Origin of the sequence: Haloferax sp. AS1 (assembly GCF_014530665.1) — an archaeon.
Classification (GTDB): domain Archaea; phylum Halobacteriota; class Halobacteria; order Halobacteriales; family Haloferacaceae; genus Haloferax; species Haloferax volcanii.
Window position 1 is genome coordinate 31896 of the sequence record NZ_SPSA01000002.1, and the last position, 16261, is coordinate 48156.

General features: G+C 69.3%; 16 protein-coding genes. 14 read left to right on the forward strand and 2 right to left on the reverse strand.

The window, feature by feature from the left end:
• Positions 1–54 precede the first annotated feature (54 nt).
• From E4P24_RS14955 to E4P24_RS14970, 4 genes are all read left to right on the forward strand, one after another.
• A complete protein-coding gene (locus tag E4P24_RS14955) occupies positions 55–312 on the forward strand; it encodes a hypothetical protein (RefSeq protein WP_004064732.1) in 258 nt (85 codons plus the stop codon).
• Positions 309–1718, forward strand: coding sequence for a hypothetical protein (locus tag E4P24_RS14960; protein WP_188148701.1), 1410 nt, complete (start codon positions 309–311; stop codon positions 1716–1718). Before E4P24_RS14955 ends, E4P24_RS14960 begins: the two co-directional genes overlap by 4 nt.
• Before the next feature lie 95 nt (positions 1719–1813).
• Positions 1814–4477 (forward strand): heavy metal translocating P-type ATPase, encoded by a 2664-nt coding sequence (locus tag E4P24_RS14965; protein ID WP_188148702.1) that lies wholly within the window; start codon positions 1814–1816, stop codon positions 4475–4477.
• 165 nt (positions 4478–4642) lie between these two features.
• Positions 4643–5107, forward strand: a complete 465-nt coding sequence (locus E4P24_RS14970; RefSeq protein WP_188148703.1) for a high-potential iron-sulfur protein — start codon at positions 4643–4645, stop codon at positions 5105–5107.
• Between the two features lie 19 nt (positions 5108–5126).
• On the opposite strand, the gene E4P24_RS14975 is transcribed toward E4P24_RS14970, so the two are convergent.
• Complete coding sequence (locus E4P24_RS14975) at positions 5127–5585, reverse strand: hypothetical protein (RefSeq protein WP_115803804.1); 459 nt, start codon at positions 5583–5585, stop codon at positions 5127–5129.
• 38 nt (positions 5586–5623) lie between these two features.
• Complete coding sequence (locus E4P24_RS14980; protein WP_004064755.1) at positions 5624–6196, reverse strand: hypothetical protein; 573 nt, start codon at positions 6194–6196, stop codon at positions 5624–5626.
• A 110-nt stretch (positions 6197–6306) separates the two neighbouring features.
• On the opposite strand from E4P24_RS14980, the gene E4P24_RS14985 reads away from it, so the two are divergent.
• The 10 genes from E4P24_RS14985 to E4P24_RS15030 all read left to right on the forward strand — a co-directional run bounded on the left by E4P24_RS14985 (position 6307) and on the right by E4P24_RS15030 (position 15994).
• Positions 6307–6924 (forward strand): hypothetical protein, encoded by a 618-nt coding sequence (locus tag E4P24_RS14985; protein ID WP_115803803.1) that lies wholly within the window; start codon positions 6307–6309, stop codon positions 6922–6924.
• Position 6925: 1 nt separating this feature from the next.
• Positions 6926–8284, forward strand: coding sequence for a hypothetical protein (locus E4P24_RS14990; RefSeq protein WP_188148704.1), 1359 nt, complete (start codon positions 6926–6928; stop codon positions 8282–8284).
• A gap of 132 nt (positions 8285–8416) precedes the next feature.
• Entirely contained in the window at positions 8417–9844 is a 1428-nt protein-coding gene (locus E4P24_RS14995) for an FAD-dependent oxidoreductase (protein ID WP_188148705.1), read from the forward strand.
• A gap of 216 nt (positions 9845–10060) precedes the next feature.
• Entirely contained in the window at positions 10061–10984 is a 924-nt protein-coding gene (locus tag E4P24_RS15000) for a DMT family transporter (protein WP_004064762.1), read from the forward strand.
• Positions 10985–11066: 82 nt separating this feature from the next.
• Positions 11067–11663 (forward strand): TetR/AcrR family transcriptional regulator, encoded by a 597-nt coding sequence (locus E4P24_RS15005; RefSeq protein WP_006601011.1) that lies wholly within the window; start codon positions 11067–11069, stop codon positions 11661–11663.
• Positions 11664–11817: 154 nt separating this feature from the next.
• Positions 11818–12024, forward strand: a complete 207-nt coding sequence (locus E4P24_RS15010) for a cold-shock protein (RefSeq protein ID WP_004040969.1) — start codon at positions 11818–11820, stop codon at positions 12022–12024.
• A gap of 254 nt (positions 12025–12278) precedes the next feature.
• Positions 12279–12953: a hypothetical protein gene (locus E4P24_RS15015; protein WP_115803800.1), complete on the forward strand. Its 675-nt coding sequence runs from the start codon at positions 12279–12281 to the stop codon at positions 12951–12953.
• Between the two features lie 172 nt (positions 12954–13125).
• Entirely contained in the window at positions 13126–14238 is a 1113-nt protein-coding gene (locus tag E4P24_RS15020; RefSeq protein ID WP_188148706.1) for a metal ABC transporter substrate-binding protein, read from the forward strand.
• Positions 14235–15011: a metal ABC transporter ATP-binding protein gene (locus E4P24_RS15025; RefSeq protein WP_115803798.1), complete on the forward strand. Its 777-nt coding sequence runs from the start codon at positions 14235–14237 to the stop codon at positions 15009–15011. The genes E4P24_RS15020 and E4P24_RS15025 overlap by 4 nt, the downstream gene beginning before the upstream one ends.
• Entirely contained in the window at positions 15008–15994 is a 987-nt protein-coding gene (locus E4P24_RS15030; protein WP_004064772.1) for a metal ABC transporter permease, read from the forward strand. The genes E4P24_RS15025 and E4P24_RS15030 overlap by 4 nt, the downstream gene beginning before the upstream one ends.
• Positions 15995–16261 lie beyond the last annotated feature (267 nt).

Sequence of the window (16261 nt, forward strand, 5' to 3'; positions counted from 1 at the left end):
GGCGCGATGGAAACGTTCAGAAGCCAACAACCCCGAACTCTCGGTGACTCTCGGATGACCACGGACACAGACGCGACGCGCGACCGCCACACCTGCACAGCGTGCGGCGAGGCGTACCCGACCGAGCGACTACTGGTCCTCCACCGGGGTGCGAGACACCCCGACGACCTCGACGCCGAAGAAGTCGAGGCGTACCGCGAGGCGTACCACGAGGAGGAAGCGGAACTCAAGTCGTTCCGCGTCCGTGCGCTCGGCGTCATCGTGCTGCTGTACTTCGGCTTCCTCATGCTGTTCATCGTCTTCGCATCATGACCCGACTCCGACCCATCTCCCTCAGACGATTCGGTCTCGGTCTCCTGCTGGCGAGTCTTCTGTCGCTCCTCGCGGACCCGGCGGCCGCGAGCAACGCCGCGGTCGGACTCGCGGGCGCGTCGCAGGACAACCTCGCGGTCCCGCGGTGGCTCTATCTCGCCACCGGCGGCGCGACCGTCGGAGCCTCCGCGCTCCTCGCCAGTTTCGTCACCGACCGCCGATTCATCGAGCGCGTCCACCTGTGGCAGACCGGTCCCGATGCGGGCGTCTCGGACGGACTCCTGCGCGCGCTCCGAGTCGCGGGCGGCGTCCTCGGCCTCGCGGTCCTCGCGCTCGCGGTCTCCCTCGGCTACACCGGCCCGCAGGTCCCGACCGTCAACTTCGCCGTCATCGTCGTCTTCGCGGGGCTCCGCGCCGGCTACACGATGCTCTCGTATCTCGTCGCTGATACGTGGCGCGCGCTGAACCCGTGGCGGACCCTCGTCTCGGCGGTTCCGAACGGCTTCGTCTCGTACCCCGAGCGACTCGGCCGCTGGCCCGCGGTGGCGGGGATTCTCGCGCTCGTCTGGGTCGAGACCGCGACCGCCGTCACGACCCGGCCCTCGGTCCTCGCGACCGCGCTCGTCGCCTACTCGGTCGTCACGCTCGCCGGCGCGGTCGTCGTCGGCGCGGACGCGTGGTTCGACAAGGTCGACCCCGTCTCCGTCTTCCTCCAGTTCTACGGCCGGGTCGCGCCGGTTCGCCTCGACGACGACGGCGTCTCGTTCCGCCTGCCGGGGATGCGACTCGTCACCGACGACGACCTGACCGACCTCGGTGACGTGGCCGTCGCGGTCGCCCTCGTCTGGGAACTCACCTTCAGCGGTTTCGTCACGACCGAACAGGGCGCGGCGGCCGTCCGGTGGCTCGCGGGCGTCGGCCTCCCGCCGCTTTTCGTCTACGGACTGCTCTATCTCGGCGGCTTCGGGGTCTTCCTCGGCCTCTACGTCCTCGCCGCGCGGGTGACCGCCCGCCGCATCGACACCTTCGAGACGCCGCTTGACCTCGCGGTCACATTCGCGCCCTCGTTGCTCGCTATCGCCGCGGGCTACCACCTCGCGCACTACGTCGGCTTCTTCGTCTCGCTGTCACCGATGCTCGTCCACGCGCTGTCGTCGCCGCTGTCGTCGCCGGCGAACCCGGTCGTGCTCACGCTCCCCGCGTGGTTCGGCGGCCTGAACGTCGCGTTCGTCCTCCTCGGCCACCTGCTCGCGGTGTGGGTGGCGCACTCGCAGGCCTACCGAACCTTCCCCAGCAGACTGCAAGCCGTCCGGAGCCAGTTCCCCTTCGTCGCGGTGATGATTCTCTACACGATTCTCAGCCTGTGGCTCATCTCGCTGCCGACCGCGAACCCGCCGTTCCTCTGATTATTAACTAACTGGCTTCAATTTGTGAAGTTACAATATTTAACCCCCGTTTTCTAACAGGTGAATTATTAACCGCTCGCTGACTACTGCCGAGTATGAGCGAACACGACGGACGCGACCCCGGCCCCGGTGACGGGGCGGACGCGTCCACGGACCCGCCCGACGGCGACAACTGCGGGTGCGACGACGCCTGCGAGGTCGGGGGCGCGTCGGCGTCGGGAGTGCCCGGCGAGACGGAGCCCGGCGACTCGGCCGGCGAATCCGCCGGTGCGGTCCGCGCGGAATTCAGCGTCCCGGACATGGACTGCGCGTCCTGTGCGAGCAAGGTCGAAACGAGCGTCCGGAAACTCGACGGCGTCGGTGATATCGACCCGCGGGCGACGACCGGCCGACTCGTCGTCGAGTACGACCCCGACCGGACCACGCCCGACGACATCCGAGGCAACGTCGAGGGCGCGGGCTACGCCGTCGAAGACGGCCCCTCGACGCGCGAGGTGTCGTTTTCCGTCCCGGACATGGACTGCGCGTCCTGCGCCGGGAAGGTCGAACACGCGCTCCGCGGCGCGTCGGGCGTACTGTCGTACGAGACGCGACCAACCACCGGGACCGCCGTCGTCACGCTCGCGGCCGACGCGGACCTCGATGCGGTCGTCTCGGCCATCGAAGCCGCCGGGTACGAGGTCACCGGAACCGACGCCGACGAAGCCCCTGACGCCGACGCCAACGCGGCCGCCGACGGCGAGCGCGAGAGCGTCTGGCGCAGTACGCGCGCGGTGAAAACGTGGGTGAGCGGCGGCTTCCTCGCGGCGGGCATCGCCGCCGAGTACCTGTTCGGGTTGGAACTCGTCGTCGCCAGCGTCCTCGGCGTCTCGTTCACGGCCGCCGAACTGCTGTACGTCCTCGGGGCCGCGGTCGGCGGGCAGGCCATCCTCCGCAACGGCTACTACTCCGCGAAGAACCGCAGTCTCGACATCGACTTCCTGATGTCGACGGCGATTCTCAGCGCCGTGGCCGCCAGCCTCATCTCCGGACCGACGAGCCTCTACTTCGAGGCGGCGACGCTCGCGTTCCTCTTTAGCGTCTCCGAACTGCTCGAACGCTACTCGATGGACCGCACGCGCGACTCCCTCCGCGAACTGATGGACCTCTCGCCCGACGAGGCGACGGTCCTCCGCGACGGCGTCGAGACGGTCGTCCCCGTCGAGGAACTCGTCGTCGGCGACGTGGTCGCCGTCAAACCCGGCGAGAAGATTCCCGTCGACGGGACGGTGGTCGAAGGCGACAGCGCGGTCAATCAGGCCCCCATCACCGGCGAGTCCGTCCCGGTCGACAAGGCCGACGGCGACGAGGTGTTCGCGGGCACGGTCAACGAGGCGGGCTACCTCGAAGTCCGCGTCGACTCCGCCGCGGGCGACGACACCCTCTCGCGCATCGTCTCGATGGTCGAAGACGCGCAGGCCAACAAGACCGAACGCGAGCAGTTCGTCGAGCGCTTCTCGTCGTACTACACGCCCCTCATGGTCGTCGTCGCGGTCGCGGTCGCGGCGATTCCGCCCATCGCGTTCGGCCTCGACTGGGTGACGTGGTTCGTCTACGGCATCACGATGCTCGTGCTCGCCTGCCCCTGCGCGTTCGTCATCTCGACGCCCGTCTCTGTCGTCTCGGGCATCACGTCGGCCGCGAAAAACGGCGTGCTCATCAAGGGCGGCACGCACCTCGAAGCGATGGGCTCGGTCGAGGCCGTCGCCGTGGACAAGACGGGCACGCTCACGAAGGGCGAACTTACCGTCACCGACGTGGTCCCGCTCAACGGCAACTCCGAGGCGGACGTGCTGCGGTGCGCCCGCGGCCTCGAAGCCCGGAGCGAACACCCCATCGGCGAGGCCATCGTCTCCCACGCCGAGGGCACGGGCGTCGCCGCCCGCGAGGTCGACGACTTCGAGAGCGTCACCGGCAAGGGCGTCCGCGCCGACCTCGACGGCGTCCCGCACTTCGCCGGCAAACCCGGCTTCTTCGAGGAGCTCGGCTTCGACCTCGAACACGTCCACGTCACCGGCCCCGGCGAGGCGCTCTCCGCGGAGGTCCGACAGCTCTGTGACCGCCACGGCTGTCTCAACCTCGTCGAGGACACGATTCCGCGCCTCCAGTCCGAGGGCAAGACGGTCGTCGTCGTCGGGACCGAAGACGACCTCGAAGGCGTCGTCGCCGTCGCCGACGAGGTCCGGCCCGACGCCCGCGAGACGGTCGCAAAGCTCCGCGAGGCCGGCCTCTCGGTCGTCATGCTCACCGGCGACAACGAGGGGACCGCCCGCGCCATCGCCGAGCAGGTCGGCGTCGACGACTTCCGCGCGGGCCTCCTCCCGGAGGACAAAGTCGCCGCCGTCGAGGGACTGCTCGACGAGTACGGCTCGGTCGCCATGGTCGGTGACGGCATCAACGACGCCCCGGCGCTCGCCACCGCCACGGTCGGCGTCGCCATGGGCGCGGCCGGAACCGACACCGCCCTCGAAACGGCCGATATCGCCCTCATGGCCGACGACCTCTCGAAGCTCCCGTACCTCTACGAACTGTCCCACCGGGCCAACGGCGTCATCCGGCAGAACATCTGGGCGTCGCTCGCAATCAAGGCCGTCCTCGCGGTCGGCGTGCCCTTCGGCTACGTCTCGGTCGCGCTCGCGGTCCTCGCGGGCGACGCCGGGATGACGATGGGCGTGACGGGCAACGCGATGCGACTCGCCCGGATTCGGCCGGACGAGTGAGACGTGAGACGCGGGAGGCTGACCTTCTCCGAATTTTCCAGTCCGTCCTGCCCCTGTCGCGTATCCGTGCTACTTAGTGGCGTGATAGCATCAACGTGTTCGCAATTCTTGCCACGCGAGAAACGGCTGGTTCGGTTTTCTCGCCGCCACGCGTCAGAGACTGGCATGGGAGACGACGAGCGGACGCCACGCCGAGACGCGACCGACCGACCGACGCGGAGCCGAGACGCCCGCGACGCCGGCGATTCCGACCGCACCCGACGACGGTTCATCTGGCTCGCCGGGACCGCCGCGATGGCGGGATTGGCCGGCTGTTCCGGCGGCGGTGGCGGCGGGGCCGAACCGGCCGAGACGACCGCGACGACGACGCAGTCGTCGGGTTCGACCGGGGGCGTCCCCGAGGCGTACGCGACGGCCACCTCGCTCGACGGCACGCAGCGCAACCCCGACAGCCTCTCGTCGCAGGAGGCCGTCTCCTATCAGGACGAACCGAGCGAGGGCCGGCAGTGTTCGACCTGTCGGTACTACATCGAGGACAAAAACGGGGACGGCGTGGGCGCGTGCGCCATCGTCGCGGGCGAAGTCGCTCCCGAGGGCTACTGCGTCTCCTACGTCGAATACGAGGGGTAGCTCGGGGGCGGCTTCGTCGTCAGGACTCCTCGTCCGTCGGCCCGACGGCGCTCTGAATCCGACAGCGGATGGACTCCTCGACGCCGTCGCGCTCGACCGGAATCACCCACTTCTCGCCGCAGCCGAGGACTGTCACCATCTCGCCGTCCTGTCGGTGTTTCACCGAGACGAACACCTCGCCGCGCTCGGGGTCGTAGTCCACGAGTTCGACGAGCACGTCCTCGCCGGCGATGAGGAGGTTCTTCGCGCCGTCCAACTCGGTGACGTAGGACTCGGTGTTCCCGGCGGGGTCGGTGACGAACAGTTCGACGACCGGCACGTCCTCGCCGTCGGGATAGCTCGCGTCGACTTCGATTGCCCCGTCCTCGAGCCGGATGCCGTGTATCTCGACGAGCGACGCCGCGACGCCGAAGCTGTCAGCGACCTGCTGACGGAGGTCCCCCAACGGGATTCGAACCGACTCTCGAATCGTTCCCATGCCAGCCCCTACGAACGGGGGGTGTATGAGCGTGTCCGCTAGTCGTCGCCCCAGAGGGCGTCCGCGAGCCGCGACCCCGACGGGACGGCCTCGCGGAAGGCGACCGAGTCGAACGCGAGCGGCCCGTTGAGCGACAGAAAACCGAGTTCGCCTTCGGGCGCGCGGTCGAGGTTCGTCAGAAAGGCCACTTTGCGGGCGGCCTCGACGCCTTCGACGGTCGCCTCGGGGTCGACCGACTCGTACAGGGCGGCGTGTTCCCGGACGTGTTCGACGCAGCGTTTCGTCGGCGCGAACAGCAACAGCGCGTGGACGCCCGGCCCCTCGCGGCCGAGTTTCGTCCGGATGGCGTGCTCGTCGTCCTTGTAGAAGTAGCGCTCCATGCGGCGGTACTGGCGGAGTATCTCGTTCGCGCCGGTGGCGTGGCGGACGGCGGCGTCGGCCTTGAGTTCGATGAGGTAGTCCACCGGCTCGGGCGTCCGCACCCGGACGTACACGTCGGCGACGCCGCGGTTCCCGTAGTGGTCGTACGGCTCTTCGAGGTGAATCTCCACGTCGTCGAAGGCCGCCCGGAAGTGCTCGACCACCCGCGTCGCCAACTCGTCCTCGCGCATCTGTCGGTCGAGACGTGGCGACCGTCGGGGAAATGTCCCGCGGTTCGGCCGGCGGCGACCCAGTGCATCGGAAAACACATACCGCCGGCGTTCGGTTGGGGAACCGACAGATGTCCCTGCCGACCCGCAGACAGGTCCTCCGCGCCGGCGGCGCATCGCTCGTCGCCGCGCTCGCCGGATGTTCCGGCGAGGGCTCCGGTTCCAGTTCCAGTTCGGACGTGCCGTCCGGTCCCTCCCCGGACACGCTCGTTTCCGACTACGACCAGCTCCATCTTCGAAACGACGCCGAGAGCGGCATCTTCCGGGACGCCGCCCGCGACGACGAACAGACGGAGTCGTCGTATCTCGACGACTTCCTCGTCACCACCGACGAGGAACGCGGGGACGTGACCTTCGCGGCCGAACCCGACGGCGTCGACGAGGCCCGCGCGTTCATCGACGAGACGGATTTCGACGAACAGACGCTTGTCATCACCCAGCACCGCGTGGACGCCTGCCACCGGGTGAAACTGCTGTACGTCACGCACCCGCCGGACAGCGTCGTCGACCTCGACTTCTGTCGCCCGCTCCGGCCCGCGTCGGTCGAGTGCTCCGTGGACGACCGCCACGTCGTCGCCTCGCTGGTCCGACTGCCCTACTCGTCGCAGGGCGAGTCGAGCTGGGGCCACGGCGGCGGAAGCAGTTGCCGCATCCCGTCGTCGCTCCGAACCGAGACGGAGGACGCCTGAGATGTCCCGAACGCGACGCGACGTGCTCGCCTCGCTCGCCGGAGTCGGGGTCGCCGGACTCGCGGGCTGTACCGCCCTCGACGCGGGCGAATCTGACTCCGATGACCCGACGCTCGACCCGGCGGCGCTCCGGGAGGTCATGGAACTCGGGTCGCCGGCGTTCCCGGCCCGCGTCCCGGCCCCCATCGCGGAGTCGTACCTCGAACAGAGCCGCGGCCGCGCCCGCGAGCTCCTCGATTCCTGCCCCGAGACGATGTCTCCCGAGGAAGTCCCGAACGAGGGCGTCCGCAACGTCTACGCCGAAGCGTACGCAGGCGCTACCGCCGCCCTCGCCCCCTCGGACACCGACGAGTCACCCTTCGAGACGCTTCAGGGACTGCGCTACGCTCGCGGGGCCGCGGCGATGGCGAAGGGAACCTACGACGCCGCGGTCGGTGACCTCACCGAGGCCGACGTGCGCGACGAGGCCGAATCGGTCCGCGCGGATATCGAGTCGTTCCGGCTCGGTACGCGCTACCTCGGTGACGACCCCGACCGGGCGCTCGTCGTGTACGAGGCCGTCGAGAACCTCGTCGCGGGGGCGGTCCGGTCTCTCGACAACGCCGACGAGTACGGCCGCTACGCCGACAGCGCCCCGCGAGTCGGTGAACTGCTCGACGCGGTCGAGTCGGCGCGAGCGTCGCTCGACGGCGCGCGCCACGTCCGCGACCGCTATCTGGCGTCGATTGCCGACCCGATAGACTTCACCGACGCGTTCGCGTCGACCGCGTCCTCGCTCGGCGGCGTCACCGAGGACCGCCGGGCCGAGTATCCCGAGGAGAGAGGGCTCGAAGCCGTCGTCGCGGGCGAGGGGTTCGACCTCGAACAACTCGAATCCACGCCGGCCAAGGACCTGCTGGTGGAGACGTTCGTCGAAGTCGAACGCGGGCTTCGAGACGCCCGTGAGGGCCTCCGAAGCGACCGCTTCGCCACCGCGCTCGTGGGAGCCCACACCGCCGAGACGCACCGACGGGCGTTCGAGGACGCCGTCACGGCGGTCAAGCGAGGCCGGTACGAGTCGGTCGAGTCCGCGGCCGCGGTCAGGGACGCGAAACTCGGCGCGCTCGAAGCCCTCGAAGCCGCCCGCTCGGACGGGTCGAACCCGCACCTGACGCGGCGCGCGCTGGTCGATATCGCCCACATGGTCGACCGCGGAGACGGCTACTTCCGCGACGACTACTACGAGGACGGCGACCCTCGGGCCGCGCGAAACGCGCTCGCGCAGTACGCGACCACCGAGTTCGCCGCGCGCGAGACGCCCGACGTGAGCGCGTGGGTGCTCGGGACGCTCGCGGCCGAGCGCGGCGGCGTCGGCCACTGACGGGCCGGGCCTTTCGTTTTCGCCTCGTTTCCGGCCGCCGTCGCCGGCCCCTCGCCAGTCCCTGACGCGTCCGTGCGCCCCTTCCGTCCGGCCGGGGAAATTACGTGTCGGCGGGCGTACTACTCTCCTACGATGTCTGCCGAACCATTCGTCGTCGTCGGGGGCGACGCCGCCGGACTCTCCGCCGCGAGCAAGTTCGCCCGCGCCGACACCGACCGCGAGGTCGTCGTCTTCGAGAAGGGCCGCTGGGTTTCCTACGCCCACTGCGGGACGCCCTACTTCGTCAAAGGCGAGGTCGACACGCTCACCGACATGCTCTCGCTGTCGCCCGAAGCGGCCGCCGACCGCGGCATCGACCTCCGGCGCGAACACGAGGTCGTCGCCGTCGATACCGACGAGCGGGTCGTCACGGTCGAGGGCCCGGACGGGACGTTCGAACAGCCCTACGGCGACCTGCTCGTCGCCACCGGCGCGCGGGCGCTCCGAGATCCGATAGACGGCACCGACCTCGACGGCGCGTTCACGCTCCACGGACTGGACGACGCGGCGGCCATTCGGTCGTTCCTCACCGACCCGGACGAGGCCTCGGTGGCCGACCTCGGGGGCGGCGGGTTCGTCGACGAGGCGCGCGCGGCCCGCTTCGGCGCGATGGACCCGCCCGAGTCGGTCGCCATCGTCGGCGGCGGCTTCGTCGGCGTCGAGATGGCGGAGGCGTTCACCGCCCACGACCTCGACGTACATCTGTTCCAGCGCTCCGGCCACGTCCTCGGCACGTTCGGCGACGCCGTGGGCGAGCGGGTCGAGGAACATCTCGAAACCCACGGCGTCACGCTCCACCTCGGCGCGTCGGTGGAGCGACTCCGCGGCGACGACGCGGGCCGGGTCGAGGCCGTCGTCTGCGAGGACGGCGACCTCGCGGTCGACGCGGCGATGGTCGGCATCGGCCTCCGCCCCAACGTGGACCTCGTCGCGGACGCGGTCGACCTCGGTGAGACGGGCGCTATCGCGGTCGACGACTACGGGCGGACGAGTGCCGAGCGCGTCTACGCCGCGGGCGACTGCGCCGAAATCGACCACGTCGTCACCGGCGAGCCGACGTGGAACACGCTCGGTCTGCCCGCGAACCGCGCCGGGCGCGCCATCGGCCAGACCGTCGCCGGCGACCCCGACCCCATCGGAACCGTCGCGAACACTTCGGTCGTGAAGGCGTTCGACCTCGAATGCGGCCGCGCCGGCGTGACCGACTTCGACGAGGCGCGCGATGCGGGCTTCGACCCCGTCTCGGAGACCATCACCGCCGGCTCGCGGTCGGGCTACTACCCCGGCTCCGCCGAGACGACCGTCACGCTCGTCGCCGACCGCGACACCGGCAGACTGCTCGGCGGGACCATCGTCGGAGCCGACCGCGCCGCCGTCAGAATCGACACCGTGGCGACCGCGCTCGCCGCCGAGTTGACCGTCGCCGAGGTGGAGCGACTCGACCTCGGCTACGCGCCGCCGTTCAGCCCCGTCTGGGACCCGATTCTGACCGCGGCGAAGGTCCTCCGCGGCTCGCTGTAAGCTGCGAGCGGTTCGAAATTCGAACCGAACAAAACGACTATTATCGATTGTGTGGTAACGATACGCTCACGTGCTGAATATTACTGCAACCGAACGCGGGCGTCTCGAATCCGGGTCGGCGGAGACGGAACGGTCGACGCGGCTGAAACGGACGGCGGAACCGACGGAGCGGCCGAGTTCGCCGGAGCCGCGCCGCCGCCCGTCGAGCGGAGCGTGGTGTCGGTGAACGGCCGGGTCGCCGCCGGGCTGTTCGTCCTGCTGGGACTGCTCTGGGGGAGTTCGTTCGTCGCAATCGAAGTCGGCCTCGCGTACTTCCCGCCGCTCCAGTTCGCGGCGCTTCGGTTCTTCCTCGCGGGGCTCATCGTCCTCGGCTACGCCGCCGTCTCGACCGACTACTGGCGGCCGCACAGCCGGACCGACTGGACGCTCGTCGGCGTCTCCGGCGGCCTCCTCATCGGCGCGCACCACGCGTTTCTCTACCTCGGACAGGAGCACGTCCCCGGGGCGGTGGCGGCCATCGTCATCAGCCTCGGGCCGGTCCTGACCGCGCTGTTCGCGACGGGTATCCTCGGTGACCGCATCTCCCCGCTCGGCGTCCTCGGCTTCGGCTTCGGCTTTCTGGGTGTCGGCCTCGTCGCCCGACCGGACCCGAGCGCGCTCCTCTCCAGCGACGTGGTCGGCGTCGCCACCGTCCTCGTCGCCTCGGCGTGCTTCGCCCTCGGTGCCGTCCTGACGCGCCCCTTCTCCTCGGACATCCCCGCGCGGACCCTTCAGGCGTGGGCGATGCTGTTCGGGGCCGCGCTCCTGTCCGTCGCGGGCGTCGCCACCGGCGAGTCGCTCGCGACCATCGAGTGGTCCGGCGTCGCCGTCGGCTCCCTGCTCTACCTTGCCGTCGTCAGCGGCGCGGGCGCGTTCCTCATCTACTTCGAACTGCTCGGTCGCTTCGGTCCGACGCAGATAAACCTCATCGGCTACCTCGAACCCGTCTCCGCGACGCTTCTCAGTTGGGCCTTCCTCGGCCAGCTCATCGACGCCGTGACCGCGCTCGGCTTCGTCTCCATCTTCGCCGGCTTCGCGCTCATCAAGCGCCGGGCGCTCGGGGAGTTGGTCGCGGGTGCACGCGACGGGGCGGCGGAGTGAGTCCGCGGTCGCGTCCCGCGTCCCGCGTTTCACCCCCGGAGCAACGGGCACAAGTAGTCGAGCGAGCGAACACTCACTCACCATGCCCGCCGACTCCGTGCCGCCCGAGCAGAAAGCACAGATTGCGAACGCGGTCCGCGCGGCGCTCGCCGAGCACGGCTACGCTCGGCTGACGACGAAGAAGGTGGCCGCGGAGAGCGACAAGAGCGAGGCGGGACTGTACTACTACTACGACTCGAAAGACGAGATGATAGTCGCGTTCCTCGAAACCTCCGAGGACTACCTCGCGCGGAGCCTCGACGACATCGACGCCGAGGGCCCCGAAGCGCGACTGCGAGCGGTCTGCGACATCCTCCTCGTCGACGAGGGCGACGCGGCCGCCGCCGGCGTCAACATCGCCGTCATGGAACTCCTCTCGCACGCGCCGCACAACGAGACGCTCCGCGAACCCCTGCTCAGGATGGAGCGCCACACCCTCGGCGTCATCGCCGACATCGTCCGCGACGGCGTCGAACAGGGCGTCTTCCGCGAGGTCGACCCCGAAGGAACGGCCGCGTTCGTCCTCTCGGCGACCGACGGTTACACCGGCTTTGCCCTCGCGCTCGGGATGGAGGGCGTCGGGGACGACCTCCGGGCGTCGCTGTCGGCGTACATCGACTCGCTGTTGGTCGTCGCGTGAGCGCGCCCCCGACCGTCTACTTCCGCCGACCACCTTTCGGTCCGGCGCATCTCCGCCGAATCGGCCGTATGGAGTGGACGAACGCCTGTCGAAGGGTCGTGGTACCTTGACTCTCAGAAGTGTTATCCGTCGGACGACCCTCGATTTGTACGTAATGGCACACGGCAAAGTTGATTTCTTCAACGACACTGGCGGCTACGGTTTCATCTCTACTGACGACGGCGACCTCGACGACGACGAAGACGTGTTCTTCCACATGGAAGACGTCGGCGGCGACGACCTCACCGAAGGCACCGAAGTCGAGTTCGACATCGAGTCCTCGCCCAAGGGCCCCCGCGCGGCGAACGTCGTCCGGCAGTAACATCGAGACGCGACTGCCGGTCACAGCTGGCAGACGCCGACCTCGATTTTTCAGACGACTACGCCCCGAGCAGACGCGCTCGACACGACGGTTTCACCCCCGTCGCACTCCCACCCGTTTCCAAGTAAGTACTTACTCAGTAGATTTATATCGCTTCTCGAACGACTCGATTCCATGCCGAACCCGTTCAGCGTCCGCGTCCCGTCACATCGAACCCAGCATCCGCGCCCGGCCACAGCTCTCGGAGTTCCCCGATGACGCTCGTCGAGGACGCGACGCTCGGCGTCCACATCCTCGCGGGGTTCGCGGCGCTGTTCGCCGGCTTCGGCGCGATAGTCACGACGAAAGGCGGTCGTCGCCACCGGCGAGCGGGGCGGATTTACGTCGCGGGGATGACCGTCGTCGCGGTCACGTCGCTCGCGTTGTTCGCCCTCGCGCCGACCCGCGGGCGGACGTTCCTCGCGCTCGTCGCCGTGTTCAGCTACTACTTCGTCTTCTCGGGCGACCGCGTCCTCTCGCGGAAGCGCCCGACCGACGGGCCGGAACCGCTCGACTGGGTCGCGGTCGGCCTGCTCACCGCCGCCGGCGTCGGTCTCCTCGCCATGGGCGCGCTCCGGTTTCTCGCCGGTGACGGTTTCGCCGCCGTGATGCTCGTGTTCGGCGCGGCGGGCACCGGCTTCGGCGTCCGCGACCTCGTCACCTTCCGCCGCGAGCGCGCCGCGTCGCGCGAGTGGTTCTTCGAGCACATCGGCCGCATGGGCGGCGGCTACATCGCCACCGTCACCGCCTTCTCGTCGGTCAACTTCGACTTCCTCCCGACCGTCGCCGCGTGGCTCTGGCCGACCGTCGTCGGCACGCCGCTCATCGTCGCGGCCATCCGGAAGTACAGACGCGGGCCGTCTAGTGGGGCCGCCCCGACCGCGGATTGACGCCGGTCCGCGGGTGGTCGCTCGCCTCGCAGTCTGCGCATTCTCTCTTATCGACGTTCCGCTCACCACCACGAACAGCGGCGCTCACCGGCGACTCCGTCACCAGCACAAACTAATAACATAGCAATATAGAATAGCAGAACTTATTATCTCTAAGCAGTTTTCTAATAACATGCCAACGAAGACCCGACGCAGGTTCCTCGCGACAGTCGCCGGAAGCGCCGCCGTCGGCCTCGCGGGTTGTCTCGGCGGTGATGACTCGTCCGATTCGGCTGGTTCGACCGACTCACCCGCCGCCCCGGAGACGACGGCGACGGCTTCCTTTTTCGTCTTCGGGGACGTGGCGCGCCACGTCGCTGGCGACGCCGCGTCCGTCGAGACGCTCGTCCCCATCGGCCAGCACGGCCACGGCTGGGAGCCCGGCCCGGACGTGCAGGGTCGGGTGCTCGAATCCGACCTGTTCGTCCACGGAATGCCCGGTTTTCAGCCGTGGGCCGACGACATCCGCACCTCGCTCGAAGCCGACGACTCGGGTGTCTCCGAAGTCGACGCTTCCGCCGACGTGGAACTCCACGAAATCGGCGCGGACGGGCACGTCCACGACGACGAGTCACACGACGAGACGGAACACCACGAGGAGGAGACGCACGCCAACGAGACGGACCACACCAACGAGACCGAACACCACGAGGAGACCGAACACCACGACGACGAGCACGCCGAGGAGTCGGAGACGCACGACCACGGCGAACTCGACCCGCACTTCTGGCTGGACCCCACGCGGGTCGCCACCGCGACCGAGACGCTCCGCGACGCCTTCCAGTCGGTCGATGCCGCGAACGCCGACGCCTACGCCGCGAACGCCGAGTCCTACCGCGAGACGCTCTCGGAACTCGACGCCGCATTCGAAGACGGCCTCGCGGACCGCGAGCGCGACGTGCTTCTCGTCGCCGGCCACGACGCCTACGGCTACCTGGCCGACCGCTACGACCTCGACATCGTCGCGCTCACCGGCATCTCGCCCGACGAGGAGCCGTCGCCGCGGGACATCGAGCGGGCGCAGGCGACCATCGAGGAACACGGTATCCGACACGTCCTCGCCGACCCGCTGGAGTCCGACCGCGCCGCGCAGCAACTCGTCTCCGAGACGGACGCCGAAAACGTGCTCCCGCTCACGCCGCTTCCCGGCGTAATGACTGAGTGGGAGGAAAACGACTGGGGGTACGTGGACATCATGCGCGAGGTGAACCTCCCGTCGCTCCGGACGGCGCTCGGCGCGCAATGACGGCCGTCTCGCTCAGCGACGTGACCTTTTCGTACGGCGATGTCCCGGTCGTGGACGGGGTTTCGCTCGACGTGCCCGAAGGCGAGTTCCTCGGGCTCGTCGGCCCGAACGGGTCGGGAAAGAGCACGCTCCTGACGCTGATGCTCGGCCTCCAACGCCCGACCCGAGGCGAGGTGCGGCTGTTCGACCGCCCCGCCCACGAGTTCTCCGACGGCGAGCGCGTCGCCTACGTCGCACAGGACGCGACGGACGCGGCCCGCGACATGCCCGTCACCGTCCGCGAAGTCGTTCGGATGGGGCGCTACCCGCGGAACCTGTTCGGCCGCTTCTCGGCCGCCGACCGCGAGGCGGTCGCCGCGGCGCTCGACCGCGTCGATATCGCGGACCTCGCTGACCGCCGGGTCGGAGCGCTCTCCGGCGGCCAGCGCCAGCGGGTCTTCGTCGCCCGGGCGCTCGCGGCCGAAGCCGACCTGCTCGCGCTCGACGAGCCGACGGTCGCCCTCGACGCCGAGTCCCGCGAGGCGTTCTACGACCTCCTCGGCGACCTGAACGAACAGGGGATGACGGTCGTCCTCGTCGAACACGACATCGGCGTCGTCACGACCCGCGCGTCCCGAATCGCCTGTCTCAACAAGCGGCTGTACTTCCACGGCGACCCCGACGACTTCGCCGACAGCGACGCCCTCGCCGCGGCCTACGGCGCGAACCAGCGCGTGCTCGACCACGACCACGGTCACGGCCACGCCCACGCCGAACCGGAGGACGAGTCGTGACCGGCCCCGTCGCGCTCGCGGCGACCGACCTCCTCGCGGTCGAGTTCTCCGCGGCCGACTCCCTCGCGCCGCTCCTCGTGACCGACGCGCTCACGGGACTCTTCGACTGGTTCCTGACGGCGGTCGTCGGCGGCGCGTTCTCGTGGCTCGCCGGCGTCACCGGCCTCGACTTCCTCGGCTATCCCTACATGCAGCGGGCGTACCTCTCGGTGCTCTGCATCGGCGTCGTCGGCCCGCTCGTCGGGTCGTTCCTCGTCTATCGCGACCTCTCGATGGTCGGGGACACGCTCGCCCACACCGCCTTCGCGGGGGTCGCGCTCGCGCTCTTTCTCGACGCGACGCTCGGCCTCGCGGTCCCGCCGCTCTTGGGCGCGCTCGTCGTCGCGGTCGTCGCGGCGCTCGTCGTGCAGGCGCTCATCGAGTACACCGACGCCCGGAGCGACGCCGCGCTGGCGATGGTTCTGACCGGCGGCTTCGCCCTCGGGAGCGTGCTCATCTCGCTGACCGGCGGCGGCATCTCGGTCGGCATCAACCAGTATCTGTTCGGCTCGCTGGCGACCGTCTCGCGGGCCGACGTGGGCCTCCTCGTCACGATGGGGCTCGTCGTCGTCGGCTCGGTCGCGGTCGCCTACCGGCCGCTCGTCTACGTCACCTTCGACGAGACGGCCGCCCGCGCCTCGCGGCTCCACGTCCGCGCCGTCAACACGCTCCTGTCGATTCTCACCGCGTTCGTCGTCGTCAGCGCGATGCGAATCATGGGCGTCATCCTCGTCGCGGCGCTGCTCGTCATCCCCGTCGTCACCGCCTCCCGGCTCGGGCGGAGCTTCAAGCAGTCGCTCCTGTACGGCGTTCTCGCGGGCGAACTCGCCGGCCTCGCCGGCGTCACCGTCGCGTACCTCTACGGGCTCGCCGCCGGCGGCTCCATCGTCCTCGTCGCGCTCGCGGGCTTCGTCGCCGTCGCCGCCGGCCGCCGACTGGCCTGAACGCACCTCGCTTCGGCCTTCCCACCGAACCCCGGCCGCGCCGACTCCGGAGTGATTCCGGAGAGCCCGGCTGCGACTCCGGAGAGCCCCGCCGCGACGCCGACCTTGACGGCACAACTGATTTCACCACGACCCGACGATTTCCGGTTCTATCAGCGCCGGTAGTCTGGTATCCATATCGCAATATCCTGCTCGTATCTGTCCTCTCAGGCCGCCTCGAGGCAATTAGCGGCAATATGGGGTTATCTCGTTTGATACTGCTCGCGA